At 71.4% G+C, this 19,708-nt stretch carries 21 protein-coding genes; 16 read left to right on the forward strand and 5 right to left on the reverse strand.

The genetic code is table 11. The features are described 5' to 3' along the window. Positions 1-207: 207 nt before the first annotated feature. The 5 genes from OG226_RS43675 to OG226_RS43695 all read left to right on the forward strand — a co-directional run bounded on the left by OG226_RS43675 (position 208) and on the right by OG226_RS43695 (position 5,577). Positions 208-1,368 (forward strand): M24 family metallopeptidase, encoded by a 1,161-nt coding sequence (locus OG226_RS43675; RefSeq protein ID WP_329352195.1) that lies wholly within the window; start codon positions 208-210, stop codon positions 1,366-1,368. 183 nt (positions 1,369-1,551) lie between these two features. Continuing rightward, positions 1,552-1,740: a hypothetical protein gene (locus OG226_RS43680; protein WP_329352196.1), complete on the forward strand. Its 189-nt coding sequence runs from the start codon at positions 1,552-1,554 to the stop codon at positions 1,738-1,740. 46 nt (positions 1,741-1,786) lie between these two features. Then, a complete protein-coding gene (locus OG226_RS43685; protein ID WP_329352197.1) occupies positions 1,787-2,293 on the forward strand; it encodes a DUF4440 domain-containing protein in 507 nt (168 codons plus the stop codon). A 205-nt stretch (positions 2,294-2,498) separates the two neighbouring features. Next, complete coding sequence (locus OG226_RS43690; RefSeq protein ID WP_329352198.1) at positions 2,499-4,184, forward strand: protein kinase domain-containing protein; 1,686 nt, start codon at positions 2,499-2,501, stop codon at positions 4,182-4,184. Between the two features lie 97 nt (positions 4,185-4,281). Then, positions 4,282-5,577: a lanthionine synthetase LanC family protein gene (locus OG226_RS43695; protein ID WP_329352199.1), complete on the forward strand. Its 1,296-nt coding sequence runs from the start codon at positions 4,282-4,284 to the stop codon at positions 5,575-5,577. Here the strand turns inward: OG226_RS43695 and OG226_RS43700 are convergent. The 4 genes from OG226_RS43700 to paaI all read right to left on the reverse strand — a co-directional run bounded on the left by OG226_RS43700 (position 5,574) and on the right by paaI (position 8,979). Continuing rightward, positions 5,574-6,362 (reverse strand): SAM-dependent methyltransferase, encoded by a 789-nt coding sequence (locus OG226_RS43700; RefSeq protein ID WP_328685103.1) that lies wholly within the window; start codon positions 6,360-6,362, stop codon positions 5,574-5,576. The genes OG226_RS43695 and OG226_RS43700 overlap by 4 nt on opposite strands. 121 nt (positions 6,363-6,483) lie before the next feature. Then, positions 6,484-7,134 carry a TetR/AcrR family transcriptional regulator gene (locus OG226_RS43705; RefSeq protein WP_328685104.1) on the reverse strand — a complete coding sequence of 217 codons (651 nt, stop codon included), beginning with the start codon at positions 7,132-7,134 and terminating at the stop codon, positions 6,484-6,486. Between the two features lie 52 nt (positions 7,135-7,186). Next, positions 7,187-8,551, reverse strand: a complete 1,365-nt coding sequence (gene paaK, locus OG226_RS43710; RefSeq protein WP_328685105.1) for a phenylacetate--CoA ligase PaaK — start codon at positions 8,549-8,551, stop codon at positions 7,187-7,189. After that, on the reverse strand, positions 8,548-8,979 hold the full coding sequence (gene paaI / locus OG226_RS43715; RefSeq protein WP_329352200.1) for a hydroxyphenylacetyl-CoA thioesterase PaaI: 432 nt from the start codon (positions 8,977-8,979) through the stop codon (positions 8,548-8,550). Before paaI ends, paaK begins: the two co-directional genes overlap by 4 nt. A 94-nt stretch (positions 8,980-9,073) precedes the next feature. Here paaI and OG226_RS43720 point away from each other — a divergent pair, with 94 nt between their 5' ends. The 11 genes from OG226_RS43720 to OG226_RS43770 all read left to right on the forward strand — a co-directional run bounded on the left by OG226_RS43720 (position 9,074) and on the right by OG226_RS43770 (position 17,848). Further along, complete coding sequence (locus tag OG226_RS43720; protein WP_443066957.1) at positions 9,074-9,577, forward strand: hypothetical protein; 504 nt, start codon at positions 9,074-9,076, stop codon at positions 9,575-9,577. Next, positions 9,570-10,763 carry a thiolase family protein gene (locus OG226_RS43725; RefSeq protein ID WP_329352201.1) on the forward strand — a complete coding sequence of 398 codons (1,194 nt, stop codon included), beginning with the start codon at positions 9,570-9,572 and terminating at the stop codon, positions 10,761-10,763. Before OG226_RS43720 ends, OG226_RS43725 begins: the two co-directional genes overlap by 8 nt. Continuing rightward, the gene (locus OG226_RS43730; protein WP_329352202.1) at positions 10,760-11,548 is read left to right on the forward strand and encodes an enoyl-CoA hydratase/isomerase family protein; all 789 of its coding nucleotides are present in this window, start codon (positions 10,760-10,762) and stop codon (positions 11,546-11,548) included. The genes OG226_RS43725 and OG226_RS43730 overlap by 4 nt, the downstream gene beginning before the upstream one ends. Further along, a complete protein-coding gene (locus OG226_RS43735; protein WP_329352203.1) occupies positions 11,545-12,411 on the forward strand; it encodes a 3-hydroxyacyl-CoA dehydrogenase family protein in 867 nt (288 codons plus the stop codon). Before OG226_RS43730 ends, OG226_RS43735 begins: the two co-directional genes overlap by 4 nt. Next, positions 12,408-13,196 (forward strand): enoyl-CoA hydratase/isomerase family protein, encoded by a 789-nt coding sequence (locus OG226_RS43740; protein ID WP_329352204.1) that lies wholly within the window; start codon positions 12,408-12,410, stop codon positions 13,194-13,196. Before OG226_RS43735 ends, OG226_RS43740 begins: the two co-directional genes overlap by 4 nt. Before the next feature lie 91 nt (positions 13,197-13,287). Then, entirely contained in the window at positions 13,288-14,298 is a 1,011-nt protein-coding gene (gene paaA / locus OG226_RS43745; RefSeq protein ID WP_329352205.1) for a 1,2-phenylacetyl-CoA epoxidase subunit PaaA, read from the forward strand. Continuing rightward, a complete protein-coding gene (paaB, locus tag OG226_RS43750) occupies positions 14,295-14,579 on the forward strand; it encodes a 1,2-phenylacetyl-CoA epoxidase subunit PaaB (RefSeq protein WP_033278572.1) in 285 nt (94 codons plus the stop codon). Before paaA ends, paaB begins: the two co-directional genes overlap by 4 nt. 9 nt (positions 14,580-14,588) lie before the next feature. Then, the gene (gene paaC, locus OG226_RS43755) at positions 14,589-15,425 is read left to right on the forward strand and encodes a 1,2-phenylacetyl-CoA epoxidase subunit PaaC (protein ID WP_329352206.1); all 837 of its coding nucleotides are present in this window, start codon (positions 14,589-14,591) and stop codon (positions 15,423-15,425) included. After that, positions 15,419-15,925, forward strand: a complete 507-nt coding sequence (paaD, locus tag OG226_RS43760) for a 1,2-phenylacetyl-CoA epoxidase subunit PaaD (protein ID WP_329352207.1) — start codon at positions 15,419-15,421, stop codon at positions 15,923-15,925. The genes paaC and paaD overlap by 7 nt, the downstream gene beginning before the upstream one ends. A 43-nt stretch (positions 15,926-15,968) precedes the next feature. Beyond that, a complete protein-coding gene (paaE, locus tag OG226_RS43765; protein WP_329352208.1) occupies positions 15,969-17,072 on the forward strand; it encodes a 1,2-phenylacetyl-CoA epoxidase subunit PaaE in 1,104 nt (367 codons plus the stop codon). 8 nt (positions 17,073-17,080) lie between these two features. Beyond that, positions 17,081-17,848: an enoyl-CoA hydratase/isomerase family protein gene (locus OG226_RS43770; RefSeq protein ID WP_329352209.1), complete on the forward strand. Its 768-nt coding sequence runs from the start codon at positions 17,081-17,083 to the stop codon at positions 17,846-17,848. A 114-nt stretch (positions 17,849-17,962) separates the two neighbouring features. Here the strand turns inward: OG226_RS43770 and OG226_RS43775 are convergent, their stop codons facing one another. After that, positions 17,963-19,585, reverse strand: coding sequence for a S53 family peptidase (locus OG226_RS43775; RefSeq protein ID WP_329352210.1), 1,623 nt, complete (start codon positions 19,583-19,585; stop codon positions 17,963-17,965). Positions 19,586-19,708 lie beyond the last annotated feature (123 nt).

The raw sequence follows: 19,708 nt of genomic DNA on the forward strand, positions 1-19,708 counted from the left end.
GGCTCACGCGTGGTACCGGGTCGCGCCGGTGGCGACGACCCGTACTCGGCACCGATCCACCCCGGCAACGCCGGCAGCGTTTGATCACAGCGCCACCCGCTGACGATCGCCCACGGCGGAGCCCCCGTGCCACCGGCGCCCCGCACCCACGGAACCTCACCCACAGAACGTCAAACAGAACCCCGTACCGAACCCCACGGAGAACCCATGCCCGCCACCCCACCGCCCAACGACGACCACCCCCACCCCACCGAACCGCCCGCGAACCTGTACCCGGCCGACCGCCTCCACCGCGCCCGGCAAGCCACGGCCCGGGCAGGTCTCGACGCCCTGCTGATCTCGCCCGGCGCGGACCTGCGTTACCTGACCGGTTACGACGCCAAGCCCTTGGAGCGGCTGACCTGTCTGGTGCTGCCCGCCGACGGTGATCCCTTCCTCCTCGTGCCGGCCCTGGAGGAACTCGCCGCCAAGGCATCCCCGGCCGGTGACCTGGGCATCGAGATCACCGGCTGGGGTGAGACCGACGACCCCTACGCCCTCGTCGCGGCCCGGCTGCCTGCCCGTACCGCCCGTGTCGGCGTCGACAACCGGATGTGGGCGGAGAAGACCATCGCCTTCCGCAACCAACTGCCGGGCGCGAGCCAGGAGTTGGCCGGGGGCGTGCTGAACGGGCTGCGGATGCGCAAGACCCCGCAGGAGGCGGACGCGTTGAGCCGGGCCGGTGCGGCCATCGACCGGGTGCACGCCCGCATGGGGGAGTGGCTGCGAGCGGGTCGTACGGAACGCGAGGTCGGCCGGGACGTCGCGGACGCGATCATCGCCGAGGGGCACATCCGGGTCGACTTCGTCATCGTCGGCTCCGGCCCGAACAGCGCGAGCCCGCACCACGAACTCTCCGACCGGACGATCCGCCCCGGCGACCCGGTGGTGGTCGACATCGGCGGTACGACCCTGGACGGCTACTGCTCGGACTCCACCCGGGTGTACGCGGTGGGCGAGCCGCCCGCCGAGTTCCGCCGGCTCCACGACGTACTGCTCGGCGCCCAGCGCGCCCAGACCGACGCCGTGCGGCCGGGCATCACGGCCGGTCAACTCGACGCCGTAGGACGGGACATCATCACCGACGCCGGATACGGCCCGCACTTCATCCACCGCACCGGACACGGCATCGGCCTGGAGAGCCACGAGGAGCCCTACATCGTGACCGGCAACCCGCTCCCGCTCGCCCCGGGCATGGCCTTCTCCGTCGAACCCGGCATCTACCTGCCCGGCCGGTACGGAGCCCGGATCGAGGACATCGTGATCTGCACGGAGGAGGGCGGTGAGCGCCTCAACCGCACCCCCAGGGACCTGGTCGTCCTCCCGTGAACCGGAACGAACAGGAGGAGCGGGAGCGTCAGGCAGGCAGGGGAGACAGGAAGCGACGCGACGATCCACGGCGAGAACCCCGCCCCCGTCACCGCCTCCGCACTCGCCCCTGCCCCCGCGCAACTTCGCCTGACCGGCGAGGACTTGGTCCTCCGTGAGTGGACCGCGAACGGCCTCCCCGCCATGACGGAACTGTTCGACGACCCCGAGATCGCGCACTGGACCCCGCTGGCCTCCCCGTTCGACGAGACCGCCGCCCGCGCCTCGGTGGCCCGAGTCGCCGGCTCCCACCCCACCGACGAACCGCCGATCGCCGCTATCGGCAAGGGTCGGTCGCCCACCCTGCGGACGTGGGCCCACGACCGTCCCTGACCCGGACCGCACCCCTTCCCGCCAGTCACTCACCCAAGGATCCGCCATGCCCGCTCCGCCTCCCCCTTCCACCCGTCCCGCCGCCGACCGCGGTGCCCGCCCGGGTGGCGCGCCCGCCGACCTGGCCGACGTGTGGACGGTGATCACGGGCATGTACGCGGGCTACACCGCCGGCGACCGCGACCGTATCGACGCGTTCCTCGATCCGAATGCCACCATCTGGGACTCGGCGACTCCCGGACTCATCAGCGGCAGAACGGAGTTGAACCGCGTCCGGGACGCCCGTCCCGTACCGGACGACGGTCCTGCTGAAACCGGCCTCACTGCGTACGACCAAGTCGTCGACGTCTTCGGGGACTTGGCCGTGGCCCGCTACTGGCTGCGGGTCGACTTCCGTGCGGCCCCGGCGGAGTTGGCCCGCAACACCGCGGTCCTGCGACGCGCGCAGCCCGACGGTCACTGGCTCGTCGTGCATCTGCACGAGGACATCCAGAGCGTTCCGGGGCAGGGGGCGGATCCCGACGGTGCGACCACGGCAACTCTGGGTCACTGACGTCGGGTTGGGAATGGTGGGACGGGTGAGGCACAGGGGTCTGTTCCCTCTACTATGTCGGGGTCCGGTCCGGGCGTGTCGTCCGAGGACTGGTGTCGCCCCCCGCACCCACGCACCCCGGCTGGGCAACGGGGTTGGAGCCCAGCCGAGTTGACCTCACGGTGGATCTGGTGACTGTCGGTTCCACCCAAGGAGGACATGTCCCGTGCTTTCGCTCGATGGCTCCGACCCGTCGCACATAGGTCGTTACCGTCTGGTCGGCAGACTCGGCGAGGGCGGGATGGGGAGGGTGTATCTCGCGCGTTCGCCGGGTGGCCGTCCCACCGCCGTCAAGGTGATCAACGACCACCTGCGCCATGACGAACACGCCCTCAGCCGGTTCCGCCGCGAGGTGGAGACCCTGGGCACGGTCCGCAGCGCGTACACGGCGTCGCTCATCGACGCGGAGCTGGACACGCCGCCGTACTGGCTGGCCACCGAGTACGTGCCGGGGCCCACGCTGCACGCCGCTGTCGCGGCCAACGGACCGCTCCCCGCCGACCTGGCCCGGGTCATGCTGGCCGCCCTCGCCGAGGGGCTGGACGCCATCCACGTCCGCGGTGTCTGGCATCGGGACCTCAAGCCGCACAACGTCATCCTCTCCGCCACCGGCCCTCAGCTGATCGACTTCGGCATCGCCAGGACCACCGGCACGTCCAACCTCACCCAGGTCGGCGGAGCGATGGGCAGTCCCGGGTTCATCGCGCCGGAGACGATCACGGGCGGCGAGACCGGTCCGGGCGCGGACGTGTTCGCCCTCGGGGCCACGCTGGCGTTCGCCGTCACGGGCCGACCGCCTTACGGGGACGGGCCGTTCGCGGCCGTGTCGTACCGTTCGGTGCACGGCGAGATCGACCTGCGGGGTGTGGACGCGGGCGTCGCCGAGCTGATCGCCGCCTGCGCGCAGAGTGATCCCGCCCTGCGCCCCACCCCGCATCAGATCGTCGAACTCTGCCGGGCCGAGGCCGACCTGGTCCACCACCCCGCCTACCAACGGGCGCTCGCCGTGGGCTCGTTGACGGATCGGGAACGTGCCGCGACCGTCGCCGCCAACGGGAGCGGTGGGTCGCCCATCGCCTCGGACGCGATGACGGCCGTAGCCCCGCAGACGGCGGCCGCCATGGACGGCGGCGCGCGGGAAGCCCACGCGGCCACGCTCCTCGCGCCGAACCCGGGCCTGGACACCCCCACGCAGCCGCACGCGGCGGACATCTACGGCCCCTATCCGGTGGGAACCGGCCCGACTCCGCCCCCGGACGGCGCGGGCACCCGAGGTGAACCCGGGCGTCGCACGCTCTGGACCGCCATCGGCGCGGGCGCGCTGGTCGTCGTCGCCGGTTCCGGACTGCTCCTGTTCAACACGCTTGACGACAAGGGCGACAGCAAGAGCAAGGACTCGTCGTCAGCCCATGGCACACCGTCCGCCGGCGCCGACCGCGCCGCCCACGTGTCGGCCTCCCCGTCGGACAGCGGAGCGACGGCGTCTCCGTCCGCCTCTGGCACAGGTGAGACCAAGGTGCCCGACGCCGTGGTGGTGCAGTCCCCCTTCACGTTCGAGGTCGGAAAGTTCATCCAGACCGTGCGCTCGAAACTGATCATGCAGGCGGACGGCAACCTCGTGCTCTACGACGCGTCCGGAACGGCGCATTGGGCGAGCCAGACCCAGGGCGCGGGGAACACGGCCGCGTTCCAGGCGGACGGCAACCTCGTGGTCTACGACGCTCAGCACCAGGCGCTGTGGAGCAGCAAAACGCAAGGTGCCACCGGGGCCGTGCTCAAGGTGCTGGAGGACGGCAACATGGTCATCGCGACGGACAGCGCGGTCGTCTGGCAGACCAATACCGCGAGTTGAGGACGGGGGCGCGTGGCCGACAGAGCGAACTCGGCAGACGGATCAGCCGAGTCGGAGCCCTTTGGGCGGGTCCGGAAGATCATGCGAGAGTGGGCGCATGACGGCACCAGAAGCCACGGTCGTGGCGGTCGACGAGGTCGAGGAACTCGCGGTGGACGGGCTGCGCTGGCTGATCGAAGCGGCGCGAGAGACCGCCGGGGGAGGCCTCGCCTGGTCGAGGAAGCCCTCGGACGACGAGCCGAACCCGTCCCTCTACAGCGGTACCGCCGGGATCGTCCCCGTACTCCTGGAGGCGTGGCGGCACTTCGGCGACGACTCCTACGCCGACGCGGCTCTCCGGGCGGGCCTCAGCCTCGCGGACTCCGTCGACGGCTTCGAAGACGACTCCCTCTACTTCGGCCGCACCGGAGTGGCCCTCGTCCTGCGGACCCTGCACGAGGAACTCGGGGACGCGGGCGCCGGTGCCGCCGCCGACCGCGCGCTGCACCTCGTGCGGTCACGCTTCGACGGGACCCGCTGGGGCGAGCTGTTCGAGCTGATGGGCGGCAACGCGGGGATCGGCCTCGGCGCACTCCTGGCCGGCGACCCCGAACTGGCCGTCCTCGCCGTGGAGCCGTACCTGCGGACGGCGGAGCAGACTCCGGCGGGCGTCCACTGGCCCCACCGCCCGGGCATCGAGGCGCGTCTGCACCACATCTCGCACGGCACACTCGGCATCGTCGTCGGACTCGCCCGGGTCGGCGAGGCCACCGGCCGCCCGGACCTGGTCGAACTCGCGCTGGCCGGTGCCGCGGACGTCGTGTCGCGCGACGAGGCGGGCCCGGAAGGCTTCCTGGTCCGGCACTCCACCCCGCGGTTCCGCCCCGACGTGATCGAGCCCATCAGCTACGGCTGGTGCCACGGCCCGGCCGGTGACGCCCACGCCTTCCGGCTCCTGCGGGACATCACGGCCGACCCCGCCTGGTCCGCCCTCGCCGACCGCTGCTGGCACACGGTCACCCACTCCGGCCTGCCCCAGCGGCTGCGCCCCCGTTTCTGGGACAACAACGGCCGCTGCTGCGGCACCGCGGGCGTCCTCGCCCTGGCCTGCGACCGGATCGCCGAGCAGCGGGCACAGGGGCGACCGCAGGAGCCGTACGACTTCGCCCACGTGCTCGTCGCGGATCTGGCCGCCCGCGCGATCCGGGACGGTGACGGCGCCCGCTGGTCGAACGTCGAACACCGGGACACCCCGAGCGACCTCGAACCCTTCACGGGCTGGGGGATGGGCAACGCGGGCATCGTCCGCGAACTCCTGCGCTTCGTGCGGCTCGGCCGAGGCGGCGATCCGCGCTACGCGTTCGCGTGGCCGGACCAGCCCCCGGCGCACGCCCGGGACGCGAGCCGCCGCTAGCGGATCCGTGCCACCGCCGCGTAGATCCCGCTGCCTTCCGGTGCCTCCTCCGACGCCGGCGGGTTCCACTCCGTCGCCGTCACCAGGCCGGGCGGCACCAGTTCGAGGTCGTCGAAGAAGCGGGCGACCTCCGGGCGGGTGCGGAAGCCGAGCTTGATGCCGCCCTTGGCGTACTCGGCGGTGACCTGGGCGGAGAGTTCGGGGTACAGGTCGGACGCCGCGTGGGACAGGACCAGGTAGCTGCCGGACGGCAGGGTCGCGACGAGGTTGCGGACGATGCCGTGGGCGTCCTGCTCGTCCGGGATGAAGTGCATCAGCGCGATCAGCGAGAGGGCGATCGGGCGGGTGAAGTCCAGGACGTGGCGGGCGTGTTCGACGATGAGCTCGGGTTCGCGCACGTCGGCCTGGATGTAGTCCGTGACCCCGTCGGCGTGGCTGATCAGCAGCGCCTCGGCGTGCCGCAGGACGATCGGGTCGTAGTCGGTGTAGACGACCTTCGCCGTCGGCACGGTCCGCTGGACGATCTGGTGCAGGTTGGGCGCGGTGGGGATGCCCGTGCCGATGTCCAGGAACTGGTCGATGCCCTGCCCGGCGAGCCAGGTCGCCGCGCGGTGCATGAACTCACGGTTCTGCCGCGCCGCGTCCTTCGCCTCCGGCGGCAGCTTCTCTCCTACGGCCTCGTCGACCGGGTAGTTGTCCTTGCCGCCCAGCAGCCAGTCGTAGACCCGCGCGGGATGTGCCTTGCCGGTGTCGATCTGCGGTGACGGCTTGGGGTCGGTCGTCATGGCAACTCCATCGCGGCAGGTGAGAAGGGTGGACGAGAGGGGCGGGGCGAGCTTTCGATCATCGTACTCGGAGTGCTTCATGTGGCTTGTGGGGGAGGGGAGTTGGGGCTTGCCGTTCCTGTCAGCCCGCCGCGCGTCCGTGCAGGCCGTCGAAGAGGATGGTCGTCAGGGCGTCGGCCAGCGTCTCCACGGTCAGGTCGCGGTCGGGGCGGTACCACTCCACGAGGGAGTTGACGGTGCCGAACAGCAGCCGGCCGGCGAGGTGCGGGTCGATGTCCGCCCGTATGCCGCCCTCGGCCGCCGCCCGGGTCATCAACTCGGCCACCCGGTGGTCGAATTCACGCCGCCGGGCCAGCGCCCGCTGCTCCACCTCACTGTTGCCGTGCAGCCTCAACAGCAAGGTGACGTACGGCAGTTCGGCGGCCAGCACCTCGACGCTGCGGTGGATGATGCGCTTCGTCCGAGCCGTGGCGGTCGCGGCCGTGCCCGGGGCTCCGCCGTCTCCGTCCCGGTCCCCGGCCTCCTCGTCCAGCACGGCGAACAGCGCGTCCAGCGCGCGGTTGACCGCGAGTTCGAGGAGCTCCTCCTTGCCGGACACGTGGTGGTAGATGCTCGACTTGCTGAGGCCCAGGCGTCTGGCCAGTTCCTCCATGCCGGTGCCGTCGTAGCCGCGTTCGTTGAAGACCACGACGGCGACCTCCAGCAGGGAGTCGCGGTCGTAGGCGGGACGGCCGTGGCGGCCGGCCGGGTTCTGCACAGGTGTCCTGGTCACCGGCCCATTGTGACAAGGTCGGCGACCGCGCCGGGCGGAACGGCCCCGGAGGTCACTGGTCCCGCAGGTCCTTGACCCGGCGGATCTTGCCCACCGAGCGCTCCAGGGTCTCCGGATCGACGATCTCCACCGCCACGCTCACGCCCACGCCGTCCTTGACGCCCTTGCCGATCGCCGCCGCCGCGGCCTCCCGCTGCTCGGGAGTGGCACCGGGGCGGGCCTCGGCGCGGACCGTCATGTGGTCCATGCGACCGCGCCGGCTGAGCTGGATCGTGAAGTGCGGGGCGACGGCCGGGGTGCGGAGCAGGATCTCCTCGATCTGGCTGGGGAAGACGTTCACCCCGCGCAGGATGATCATGTCGTCGCAGCGACCGGTGATCTTCTCGATGCGCCGGAAGGCCGGGCGGGCCGTGCCGGGGAGGAGCCGGGTCAGGTCGCGGGTGCGGTAGCGGATGATCGGCAGCGCCTCCTTGGTGAGGGAGGTGAAGACCAGCTCGCCGCTGTCGCCGTCGGGCAGCACCTCGTCGGAGATCGGGTCGACGATCTCCGGGTAGAAGTGGTCCTCCCACACGTGCAGGCCGTCCTTGGTCTCCACGCACTCCTGCGCGACCCCGGGGCCGATCACCTCCGACAGGCCGTAGATGTCGACCGCGTGGATGTCCATGCGCTCCTCGATCTCGCGGCGCATCTCCTCCGTCCACGGCTCGGCGCCGAAGATGCCCACCTTGAGGGAGCTGCCGCGCGGGTCGACGCCCTGGCGCTCGAACTCGTCGAGGAGGGTGAGCATGTAGGACGGGGTGACCATGATGATCTCGGGCTTGAAGTCCTGGATGATCTGCACCTGGCGGGCGGTCATGCCGCCGGAGGCGGGGATCACGGTGCAGCCCGCGCGCTCGGCGCCGTAGTGCGCGCCCAGACCGCCGGTGAACAACCCGTAGCCGTACGACACATGGATCTTGTGGCCGGGACGGCCGCCGGCCGCGCGGATCGAGCGGGCGACGACGTCGGCCCACATGGAGAGGTCGTTCTCCGTGTAGCCGACGACCGTGGGGCGGCCGGTGGTGCCGCTGGAGGCGTGGACGCGGCGGACCTGGTCCATGGGGACGGCGAACATGCCGAAGGGGTACGTGTCCCGCAGGTCGGCCTTGGTGGTGAAGGGGAACCGGGCCAGGTCGTCGAGGGTGCGGCAGTCGTCGGGTTTGACGCCGGCCGCGTCGAACTTGCGGCGGTACAGCTCCACGTTGTCGTAGGCGTGCCTCAACGTGGCCTGGAGCAGGCCGAGTTGGTGCTCGCGCAGCTCCTCGCGGCTCAGCCGTTCGGCGGCGTCCAGCAACCCGTCGGGGAGCGGTTCCCCGAGGCGCGGACCCACGGGCGGCGAAGCCGGTGGGGCCGCCGGGGCTGTCAGGTCGCTGCTCATGGAGACTCCTTCGTCTTCGCGCTGTTGATCGTGCGGCTACGGCCGCGGAACTCCGCGATCACCTGGTCGCCGCGCAGCACGCTCACGTCGTAGATGCCACTGCGGCCGAACCGGGTGCGCTCCACCGCCGTCGCCACCAGGACGTCGCCCTCGTACGCCGGGGCGACGAAGTCGATGTCGGCCGCGGCGGCCACGGTCACCGGGCCGTGGCTGTTGCAGGCACAGGCGAAGGCGGAGTCCGCGAACAGGAACAGATAACCGCCGTGGGCGATCTTGTGTCCGTTGACCATGGCCGGGGTCACGGTCATGCGGAGCACGGCGGTCCCGTCGCCGTGCTCGACGAGCTCTATCCCGAGAGCCCGGGACGCCTCGTCCGCGGCGAACATCCTCGCCGTCGGACCGGGGGCCGTGTCAGCGGCCTGCGTCATTTTCCACCACCTTGTGGACCGACCGAACATTCGGTTAGCGTGCGTCACGGCCAAGTAATCCAGCAACACCACTGCCTGTCAAGAGGTGGAACGCATGCCCCAGACCAGCTCCGAGCTGCCCGACTTCTTCGCCCGCCATCGCGCCCTGCTGGAACAGGCGGTCACCGCGACCGCCACCCGCGACCACTGGACGCCGTACCCGGAGTCGCCCAGCAAGTCGGTCTACGGCGAGGACGCGGCCAAGATCGGCGAAGCCGCCTTCGAGGAGCGGCTCGGCGGCCGTTTCGAGCTGGGCATCTCCTACCCCCGCGTCGCGCCGGACGAGGCGGTGGCCGCCGCGCTGGCGGCGACCGGGCCCTGGCGCGACGCGGGCCCCGACACCCGCGCCGGTGTCGCCGCCGAGATCCTGGCCCGGCTGAACGCGGCGAGCTTCGAGATCGCGCACGCCGTGCGGCACACCACCGGGCAGGCCTTCGTCATGGCGTTCCAGGCGGGCGGCCCGCACGCCACCCTGTCCGACCCCGCGTTCGTCACCGGCCGCTTCGCGACCCTGCGGTCACGCCGGCCCGCCCCCGCCGAGGAGACCCCCGATGCCTGAGCTGTCCTCCGACGAGGTCTATCTGATCGACGGGGCCCGCACCCCGCAGGGCCGCTACGGCGGCGCCCTCGCCTCCGTACGACCCGACGACCTCGCCGCACTGGTCGTCGGCGAGGCGGTCCGGCGCGCCGGAATACCCGCGCACGAGGTCGACGAGGTGATCCTCGGCGCCGCCAACCAGGCCGGCGAGGACAACCGCGACGTGGCCCGCATGGCCGTCCTGCTGGCCGGGCTGCCGCACACCGTGCCCGGCTACACCGTCAACCGGCTCTGCGCCTCCGGCCTGACCGCCGTGGCCTCCGCCGCCCAGGCGATCCGCGCCGGAGAGGCCGACCTGGTCGTCGCGGGCGGCGTGGAGTCCATGACCCGCGCCCCCTGGGTGATGGCCAAGCCCGGTACCCCGTGGGCCAAGCCGGGAGAGGTGCACGACACCTCGCTCGGCTGGCGCTTCACCAATCCGCGCTTCGCCGCCCAGCAGACCCTGACGATGGGGGAGACGGCCGAGGAGGTCGCCGCGCTCGACGGCATCACCCGCGCCGAGTCCGACGCGTTCGCGCTGCGCAGCCATCAACGGGCCGTCGCCGCCCAGGAGTCGGGCCGTTTCGACCGGGAGATCGTGCCGGTCGCGGTCAAGGACGGAGAAGTGACGCGGGACGAGGGCCCGCGCCCCGGCACCACGCTGGAGAGACTCGGCTCCCTGCGCACCATCTTCCGCGAGGGTGGCATCGTCACCGCCGGTTCCTCCTCACCGCTGTCCGACGGCGCCGCCGCCCTGGTGGTCGCGAGCGGGGCTGCGGTCCGACGCCATGGGCTCACTCCCCGGGCGCGGATCGTCACCTCGGCCTCGGCCGGGGTGCAGCCCCACATCATGGGGCTCGGCCCGGTCCCCGCCACCGAGAAGGTGCTCGCCCGCGCGGGTTGGCAGACCGGTGACCTGGATGCCGTAGAGCTGAACGAGGCCTTCGCCGCTCAGGCGCTCGCGGTCACGCGTCGCCTCAAGCTGGACGAGGAGAAGGTCAACGCCGACGGTGGAGCGATCGCCCTCGGCCATCCTCTCGGTTGCTCGGGCGCCCGCATCCTGCTCACCCTGCTGGGCAGGCTGGAGCGCGAGAACGGCAGCCGGGGCCTGGCCACACTGTGCGTCGGGGTCGGGCAGGGCGTCGCGATGCTCGTGGAGCGGGTATGAGCGACCCCAGCACCGAGAAGAGCGCCGGTGACTACGACACCCTCCTCGTCGAGGAGCGCGCGGACCGGATCGTCGTCACCCTCCACCGCCCCGCATCCCGCAACGCCATCAGCGGCCGGATGATCCGCGAACTGCACGCCGTCTGCGACCAGTTGGAGCAGCACCCCAAGCTGCTCCTGCTCACCGGACACGGCGGGGTCTTCGCCGGCGGCGCCGACATCGCCGAGCTGCTCGCACGCGGGCGGGACGAAGCCCTCCAGGGCATCAACAGCCGGCTCTTCGAGCGGGTACGCAGGCTGCCGATGCCGACCCTCGCCGCGGTCGACGGCTGGGCGCTGGGCGGCGGTGCGGAACTGTCGTACGCCTGCGACCTCCGTATCGCCGGACCGGACGCAGTCTTCGGCAACCCGGAGCCCGGACTCGGCATCCTCGCCGCGGCCGGTGCCTGCTGGCGGCTGCCCGAGCTGGTCGGCGAGTCCGTCGCCAAGCAGGTGCTGCTGGCCGGGCGCACCCTCGACGCGGCGGCGGCACTGGCGGCCGGGCTGGTCATCGACGTCGTACCGGCGGAGAAGCTGTTGGACGAGGCGCACGCGCTGCTGGACCGCATGGCCCGTTCGTCGGCTACGGCCCTGAGACTCACCAAGCTCGTGGTCGACTCGCCCGGCGCCCACCCGGTCGCCGACGACCTCGCGCAGGCCGTGCTCTTCGAGGGGCAGGACAAGAGGGACCGTATGACGCGCTTCTTGAATACAAGGGGCCTGGAGAGGAGGAGCAGTCGAGCATGAGCCCAACACCCCACTCAGCGCCCGCAGTTGTCGGTGTGATCGGCGGTGGCCGGATGGGCGCCGGGATCGCGCAGTCCTTCGCCGCCGCCGGTTCGTCCGTGACCGTCGTGGAGAGCGGCGAGGCTGCCTCGGCCGCCGCGCTGGACCGGGTCGCCACCGGGTTGAAACGAGCTGCCGAGCGCGGCCTGCTCAGCGAGCCCGCCGAGCAGGTGCTCGCCCGCGTCACCATGGCGGGATCGGTGGCAGGGCTGCCCGCCGACGCCGATCTGGTCGTCGAGGCCGTCCCCGAGGACGCCGGGCTCAAGGCCCGCGTGCTCGCGGCGGCCGAGCAGGCGGTGGGCGCGACAACCGTGCTGGCCACCAACACCAGCTCGCTGTCCGTCACCGAACTCGCCTCCGTGCTCACCCGGCCCGGCCGTTTCCTGGGCATGCACTTCTTCAACCCGGTGCCCGCCTCGGCGCTCGTGGAGATCGTCGTCGCTCCGCACACCGAGCCCGCCGCCGTCAGCGCCGCTCTCGACTGGACGCACGCCCTCGGCAAGAAGGACGTGACCGTCAAGGACTCGCCCGGCTTCGCCAGCAGCCGCCTCGGACTGGCGCTGGGCCTGGAGGCGATCCGGATGGTCGAGGAGGGCGTCGCCGCGCCGGAGGCGATCGACGACGCGATGAGCCTCGGCTACAAGCACCCCATGGGACCGCTGCGCCTCACCGACCTGGTCGGCCTCGACGTGCGCCTGGCCATCGCCGAGTACCTGCACTCCACCCTCGGCGAGCGCTTCGCCCCGCCGCAGTTGCTCCGCGACAAGGTCGCCCGCGGTGAGCTGGGGCGCAAGACGGGACAGGGGTTCTACGAGTGGAAGTGAGCGAATCCCCGGACGGCGTCGGCTATCGCCTGGACGCCGGTGTCGCCACCATCGAGCTGCGCCGGCCCGCGCTCGACGCCTCCCTCCGGGGCGAGCTGCTGGCCGCCGTACGTCGGGTGCGCGATGACGGGGACGCGGTCCGTTCCGTACTGCTCACCGCGTGGGGCAGGCACTTCTGCGTGGGGCAGGACCTCAAGGAGCACGCCCGGGCGTTGGAGAACGGGCCCGAATCCGCCTTCGCCTGTGTGCGGAACGAGTACAACCCCCTGGTGGAGGCGCTGCACGCGCTGACCCAGCCGGTCGTCGTGGCCGTCGAGGGCGCGTGTGTCGGGGCCGGGCTCGGGCTGGCGCTCTGCGCGGATGTGCGGGTCGCGGCCGAGGGGGCACGGTTCGCCACCGCGTTCACCGGGATCGGGCTGGCCGCCGACAGCGGGCTGAGCGGTGCGCTGGCGCGGGCGCTGGGTCCGTCGCGGGCCGCCGCGCTGATGCTGCTCGGGGACCGGTTCGGCGCGGAGGACGCGCTGCGGTGGGGGATGGTGCACCGGGTCGTGCCGGACGGTGGCGCTACGGCGGAGGGGCTGGCCCTGGCCACGCGGCTGGCCGTCGGGTCCACCGCCGCGTACGCGGAGGTCAAGGCGCTGCTGCGGGACGCGCCCGGCGCGAGCCTCGCCGGTGTGCTGGAGCGGGAGGCGGCGGCGCAGGAGCGGCTCGGCGCCACGCGGGACCACCGGGCCGCCGTAGAGGCGTTTCCGGCGCGGGCTGAACCGTCGTTCGAGGGCCGGTGACCAGCCATTCGCTCGGCAGGTCTTGCCTCGCCGGGGGAAACCCATCAGACTAGGTACCGAACGAATGGTCGGTAGGGAAGTTGGTGTGTCGATGACCAGCACAGGCACGGAGGCGTCAGCCGTCGGCTGGGACGAAGCGCGGCTCGGCGAGCAGTTCGATGCCACGATCGCGAAGGACCAGCGGATCGAGCCCCGCGACTGGATGCCCGACGGCTATCGCAAGACCCTGATCCGGCAGATCGCGCAGCACGCGCACTCCGAGATCATCGGGATGCAGCCGGAGGGTGACTGGATCACCCGCGCGCCCTCCCTGCGCCGCAAGGCGATCCTCTTCGCGAAGGTCCAGGACGAGGCCGGACACGGACTGTATCTCTACTCGGCCGCCGAGACCCTGGGCGCGGACCGCGCGGAGCTGACCGCGGCGCTGATCGAGGGCCGGCAGAAGTACTCGTCGATCTTCAACTACCCGACGCCGACCTTCGCCGACGTCGGCGTGATCGGCTGGTTCGTGGACGGCGCGGCGATCTGCAACCAGGTGCCGCTGTGCCGCTGTTCGTACGGGCCGTACGCGCGGGCCATGGTGCGGGTGTGCAAGGAGGAGTCCTTCCACCAGCGCCAGGGCTTCGAGTTGCTGCTCACGATGATGCGCGGCACGGACGGCCAGCGGGCCATGGTCCAGGACGCGGTGGACCGTTGGTGGTGGCCGTCGCTGATGATGTTCGGGCCGCCCGACGACGACTCGCCCAACTCGGCGCGCTCCATGGCCTGGAAGATCAAGCGGCACAGCAACGACGAACTGCGTCAGCGCTTCGTCGACATGACGGTGCCGCAGGCGGAGAAGCTCGGAGTCACCCTGCCCGACCCGGAGTTGAGCTGGAACGAGGACCGCGGTCACCACGACTTCGGCACCCCGGACTGGTCCGAGTTGCAGCGCGTGATCAGCGGCGACGGACCGTGCAACGCCGAGCGGGTCTCCCGCCGCCGGGCCGCCCACGAGGAGGGCGCCTGGGTCCGCGAGGCGGCCACCGCCCACGCGGCCAAGCAGGCGGCCCGTACACGGGAAACCGCCCGTACGCAGAAGACCGAAGGAGCGGCGGCATGACGCAGGACTGGCCCCTGTACGAGGTGTTCGTCCGTGGCAAGCGCGGCCTGAACCACGTCCACGTCGGCTCGCTGCACGCCGCCGACGACGCCATGGCGCTCACCCACGCCCGCGACCTCTACACGCGGCGCAACGAGGGCGTGTCGATCTGGGTCGTGCGCTCGGAGCACATCGCCGCCTCGACCCGCGACGAGAAGGACCCGTTCTTCGCGCCGAGCGCCGACAAGGTCTACCGTCACCCGACGTTCTACGACATCCCCGAAGACGTCCCCCACATCTAGGAGCAGGGAATGAGTGACGACCACGTCTATCTGTCCCTGGCCGAGGGGCACGACGACAGCGACGCCCGCTGGGCCTTCGGCACCGGCTTCGAGGACCCGCTCCACGGCGTCGACCAGACCGTGCCGGAGGGGACGGACTCCGCTCAACTGGCCGCGTTCTGCCTGGCACTTGGCGACGACGCGCTGGTGAGTGCCCAGCGACTGGCCCAATGGTGCACCGCCGCCCCCGAGTTGGAGGAGGAGGTGGCCCTGGCCAACATCGGGCTCGACCTGCTCGGCCAGACCCGCCTGCTCTACGCGCGTGCCGGTCAGGTCGACGGCTCCGGACGCAGCGAGGACGCGTACGCCTACTTCCGCGACGCCGACGCCTTCCGCAACGTACGGCTGGCCGAACTCCCCAACGGAGACTTCGCGTTCTCCATCACCAGGCTGCTGGTGCTGTCCTCCTGGCGACTCGCCCTCTTCGAGCGGCTCGCCACCACGACATCGGACCCGGTGCTCGCCGCCATCGCCGCCAAGGGCGTCAAGGAGCTCGCGTACCACCGCCAGTACGCCGCCGAGTGGGTCGTCCGGCTGGGCGACGGCACGGAGGAGTCGCAGCGACGGATGCGCGACGCGTTCGCCGGCATCGCCCCGTACGTGGACGAACTCTTCGCGGGGGACGGCGAGTTGAGGACCGAGGTGCTGGCGGTGCTCCGCCAGGTCACGGAAGCGGCCGGACTGGTCCTCCCCGACGCCGCACCGGTCCCCGGCCACGGCCGCGACGGCGACCACACCGACCACCTGGCCCCGCTGCTGGCCGAACTCCAGAGCGTGGCCCGCGCCCACCCGGAGGCGACATGGTGACCACCCTGCTCGACGCGCGGCGCGCCCGGAACGTCGCCGCGCAGGTGACCGACCCCGAGATGCCCATGCTCACGCTGGCCGACCTCGGTGTCCTGCGCGACGTCGAGCTGACCGAGGACGGCACGGTCGTCGCGAGCCTGACACCCACCTACTCCGGCTGCCCGGCGATGGCCGAGATGCGCGCCGAGGTGGCCGCACGGCTGCGGGACGCCGGGTACGCGCGCGTGGAGATCCGCACGGTCCTCAACCCACCCTGGACCACCGACTGGATCACCCCGGCCGGCCGCCGCAAGCTCGCCGAACACGGCATCGCCCCACCGGGCGCCGCCCCCCGCGGCCCGCTCACGCTCACCCTGTCACCGACCCGCCGCACGGTGCCCTGCCCCCGCTGCGGGGCGACGGACACCGAGGAGACCTCACACTTCGCCGCGACCTCCTGCAAAGCCCTGTGGCGATGCCGCACCTGCCGCGAGCCGTTCGAGTACGTCAAGGAGATCTGATGGCGAGCCCCCAACTCCCGCTCGCGGAAAGGACGATGGACCAGTGACCGCCCCGGCCCCCACCACCCCCGCCCGCCCGGCGCGTCGGCGCCCGGCCTTTCACGCCCTGCGGGTCGCCGCCGTCGAGTCGCTGTGCGAGGACGCCGCCGCCATCAGCTTCGAGATCCCCGAGGACCTCGCCGAGGAGTTCGCGTACCGGCCCGGTCAGTCGCTCACGCTGCGGCGTGAGGTCGAGGGACGGGACGAGCGGCGCTCGTACTCCATCTGCTCCCCGGCGGGTGTGCGCCCCCGGATCGGCGTACGGGTCGTACCCGGCGGCCTGTTCTCCTCCTGGCTGGTGAACGACGTACGGCCCGGCGACACCGTCGAGGTGATGGCCCCCACCGGAGCCTTCACCCCCGACCTGACCAGCCCCGGCCACCACGTCCTGATCGCCGCGGGCTCCGGCATCACCCCGATGCTGTCCATCGCGGAATCCGTCCTCGCCGCCGACACCCGCTCCCACGTCACACTCTTCTACGGCAACCGGCGCAGCGGCACCGTGATGTTCGCCGACGACCTGGCCGACCTGAAGGACCTGTACCCCGGCCGTTTCCAGCTGGCGCACATCCTCTCCCGCGAACCGCGTGAGGCGGAGATCCTCTCCGGCCGTCTCGACGCCGACCGGCTCGGCGCCCTCGTCGATGCCCTCGTGGACGTGGACACCGCCGACGACTGGTGGTTGTGCGGCCCGCACGGCATGGTCCGCGACGCCCAGCAGGTCCTCGCCGGACTCGGCGTCCCCGTCGAACGCGTCCACCAGGAGCTGTTCTACGCCGACGACGAGCCCGTACGGACCAACGAACACATCGACAAGGTCTACGACGGCCCCGTCAGCCAGGTGAGCGTCACGCTCGACGGCCGCACCACCAACTCCGCCCTGCACAAGGACATCTCGATCCTCGACGGCGCCCAGAAGACCCGCCCCGACCTGCCCTTCGCCTGCAAGGGCGGCGTCTGCGGCACCTGCCGCGCACTGGTCACGGACGGCACGGCGGACATGCGGCGCAACTACGCCCTCGAACCCGCCGAGGTCGACGCCGGTTACGTCCTGACCTGCCAGACCTTCCCCGTGTCCGACACCCTCGCCGTCGACTACGACAGCTGAGGCGGGCCATGACACTTCACTTCGAAGTCGCTGACGGCGTCGGCACCATCCGGCTCGACCGGCCGCCGATGAACGCCCTGGACACGGAGACGCAGGACGGCCTGCGCGCACTCGCCGAGGAGATCTCGCGTCGCGAGGATGTGCGGGCCGTGGTGGTCTACGGCGGGGAGAAGGTGTTCGCGGCGGGTGCGGACATCAAGGAGATGCAGCGGATGGACCATGCGGGGATGGTCGTGCGGTCGCGGGCGTTGCAGGAGTCGTTCACGGCGGTGGCCCGTATTCCGAAGCCGGTGGTCGCGGCGATCACGGGCTATGCGCTGGGTGGGGGGTGCGAGTTGGCGTTGTGTGCGGACTTCCGGATCGCGGCGGACAACGCGAGGTTGGGGCAGCCGGAGATTCTGCTGGGGTTGATTCCGGGGGCTGGTGGTACGCAGCGGCTGGCGCGGCTGATCGGTCCCTCGAAGGCGAAGGACCTGGTCTTCACGGGTCGGATGGTCAAGGCCGATGAGGCGCTCGAACTGGGTCTGGTGGACCGGCTGGTGCCCGCTGCCGACGTGTATGCCGAGGCGTATGCGTGGGCGGCGAAGCTCGCGCAGGGTCCGGCGATCGCGTTGCGTGCCGCGAAGGAGGCGATCGACACGGGGTTGGAGACGGACATCGAGACCGGGCTGGCCGTCGAACGCACGTGGTTCGCGGGGCTGTTCGCGACCGAGGACCGTGAGCGCGGGATGCGGAGCTTCGTCGAAGAGGGCCCCGGCAAGGCCAAGTTCAGGTGAGGCGAAGTTCAGGTGAGGCGAAGTTCAGGTGGGACGAAGCGCGGGCCGGAAGTGATTCCCGGCCCGCGCTTCACATCAGTCGTACGTCAGCGTTCGTGAGTCAGCCCTCGCAGATCAGCCGAGCAGCTTCGTCGCCAGGGTCGCCGCGTTGTACGACCCCCAACCGGTGGTGAAGTCCCAGCCCGTGGCGGCGGAGTACGCGCCGTTGCTGCCACTGGTGATGTCGTGGAAGCCGGTGCCGCTCGTCGTGTAGAGCGCGGGGTTGGCGAAGCCGAGGTTGGCCTTGCCGGACGCCGCGGCCTGCTGGTTGTAGAGCGCGCCGAACGCGGCCCACTCGGGCGCCGCGGCGCTGGTGCCGCCGACCGAGGTCCAGGTGCCCTGCGAGTAGATCGAGACACCGGGGCTGGGGTTGGCGTGTGCCGAGACGTCCGGGACCTGGCGGTAGCCGCCACCGGCGCTCTTCTGGACGGCGGTCTGCCAGCTCGGGATCTTGAAGACGGACGACTTGCCGCCGCCACCGCCGGACCAGGCAACTTCCTTGCTGAACGCGTTGGCGGAGGTGACGGTCAGCTTGGTGCCGCCGACGCCGGTGACGTACGGGTCGGAGGCCGGGTAGTCGACCGTGGTCGTACCGTTGCCCGCGTCGTCCGAACCGTCGTCGCCCGAGGCGGCGTAGAAGCCGAGGCCCTCGGCCGCGCCCGCCTTGAAGACGGCGTCCACGGCGTTGATGTTGGAGGTGGTGCGCTGGCTCTCGGACGCGCCCCAGCTGATCGAGGTGGTCGGGATGCCGCTGTCGACGATGGCCTGGTAGGTGTCGACCTCGCCGGCGTCGGAGTTGGGGCCCTCGAAGACGGTGACGTTCGCCTTCGGGGCGATCGCGTGCAGGACCTCGATGTCCAGCTCGACCTCGACCTGACCGTCACCGAGCGCACCGGAACCGCCGTCGACCTTCGACACGGTCGGGGTGGGGGAGCCCAGGCTGTAGTTGGTGTCGTACTTGGTGATATTGGACTGCGCGAAGCCGTCGAACTCCAGCAGGGCGATCTTCTGGCCGCTGCCGGTGTACGTGCCGGAGACGTTGTAGCCGCCCTTGAGCTGCGCCGGAGTGTAGCCGCCGCCGGGACCGTTGCGTGGGGCGACGGTGTCGGTCGCCTGGTGGTGCAGCTGGGCGCGGTTGTTGAGGCCGGTGACGTCGCTGACCAGGCCGGCGATGCCGGTCGGCAGGGTGGGCGCGGTCGCGTTGGCGTAGAACGCGCGGCCCGACTTGGCGTCCTTCCACGTCGCCAGCTTGGTGCCGAACGCCTTCTCCAACTGCGCGGCGGTGCCGCTGGCGTCGACCAGCAGGTTCCCCGAGTGGACCTTCCCGACGGTGAGACCCTGGGCGCGCAGGTAGTCCTTGACCCGCTTCACCTCGGCGTCGGTCCGGCCGAACCGGGCCGCGAACTGGGCCTTCGTCAGATAGTGGCCGTACGAACTCGACCGCGGACTAGTGACGTTGGCGATGAAGGTGTCGAGACCCTTGTTGTTTCTCGGGGTCAGGCTGATGGCCACCGATATGTGTTTGGCGGCGGAGACGGCGCCGGTGCGGGCCGCGTCGTGGTTCAGGCCCTTGAGGACATCTCCCGCGATGGCGGCGCGAGTTGTGTGCGGCTGGGCGGCGGCGTAGGCGCTGGGGACGGCGGCGGCGAGCAGAGCCGGTACGGCGACCAGACCGACCAGTTTCAGTCGTGACGTCACGGAGGTCCTCCGAGGAGTGGGGGGTTGCTGTCCCGGAAGCGGAACGGCTTCACCGTAGGAACATCGACCCCACCCGCATAAGCGGGGGAACCCTTGCGTTGCGTGTTAACTACGCGTGTCACG

The sequence above is a fragment of the Streptomyces sp. NBC_01261 genome (assembly GCF_036226385.1).
GTDB lineage: Bacteria > Actinomycetota > Actinomycetes > Streptomycetales > Streptomycetaceae > Streptomyces.

What these genes read in the sequence shown, in the direction of transcription:
- OG226_RS43720 (WP_443066957.1), top strand. Translation starts at nt 9,074, where the DNA reads ATGCCCCAGACCAGCTCCGAGCTGCCCGACTTCTTCGCCCGCCATCGC.
- OG226_RS43735 (WP_329352203.1), top strand. Translation starts at nt 11,545, where the DNA reads ATGAGCCCAACACCCCACTCAGCGCCCGCAGTTGTCGGTGTGATCGGC.
- OG226_RS43770 (WP_329352209.1), top strand. Translation starts at nt 17,081, where the DNA reads ATGACACTTCACTTCGAAGTCGCTGACGGCGTCGGCACCATCCGGCTC.
- paaK (WP_328685105.1), bottom strand. Translation starts at nt 8,551, where the DNA reads ATGAGCAGCGACCTGACAGCCCCGGCGGCCCCACCGGCTTCGCCGCCC.
- OG226_RS43680 (WP_329352196.1), top strand. Translation starts at nt 1,552, where the DNA reads ATGACGGAACTGTTCGACGACCCCGAGATCGCGCACTGGACCCCGCTG.
- paaB (WP_033278572.1), top strand. Translation starts at nt 14,295, where the DNA reads ATGACGCAGGACTGGCCCCTGTACGAGGTGTTCGTCCGTGGCAAGCGC.
- OG226_RS43700 (WP_328685103.1), bottom strand. Translation starts at nt 6,362, where the DNA reads ATGACGACCGACCCCAAGCCGTCACCGCAGATCGACACCGGCAAGGCA.
- OG226_RS43725 (WP_329352201.1), top strand. Translation starts at nt 9,570, where the DNA reads ATGCCTGAGCTGTCCTCCGACGAGGTCTATCTGATCGACGGGGCCCGC.
- OG226_RS43730 (WP_329352202.1), top strand. Translation starts at nt 10,760, where the DNA reads ATGAGCGACCCCAGCACCGAGAAGAGCGCCGGTGACTACGACACCCTC.
- paaD (WP_329352207.1), top strand. Translation starts at nt 15,419, where the DNA reads ATGGTGACCACCCTGCTCGACGCGCGGCGCGCCCGGAACGTCGCCGCG.
- paaA (WP_329352205.1), top strand. Translation starts at nt 13,288, where the DNA reads ATGACCAGCACAGGCACGGAGGCGTCAGCCGTCGGCTGGGACGAAGCG.
- OG226_RS43695 (WP_329352199.1), top strand. Translation starts at nt 4,282, where the DNA reads ATGACGGCACCAGAAGCCACGGTCGTGGCGGTCGACGAGGTCGAGGAA.
- OG226_RS43685 (WP_329352197.1), top strand. Translation starts at nt 1,787, where the DNA reads ATGCCCGCTCCGCCTCCCCCTTCCACCCGTCCCGCCGCCGACCGCGGT.
- OG226_RS43675 (WP_329352195.1), top strand. Translation starts at nt 208, where the DNA reads ATGCCCGCCACCCCACCGCCCAACGACGACCACCCCCACCCCACCGAA.
- paaI (WP_329352200.1), bottom strand. Translation starts at nt 8,979, where the DNA reads ATGACGCAGGCCGCTGACACGGCCCCCGGTCCGACGGCGAGGATGTTC.
- paaC (WP_329352206.1), top strand. Translation starts at nt 14,589, where the DNA reads ATGAGTGACGACCACGTCTATCTGTCCCTGGCCGAGGGGCACGACGAC.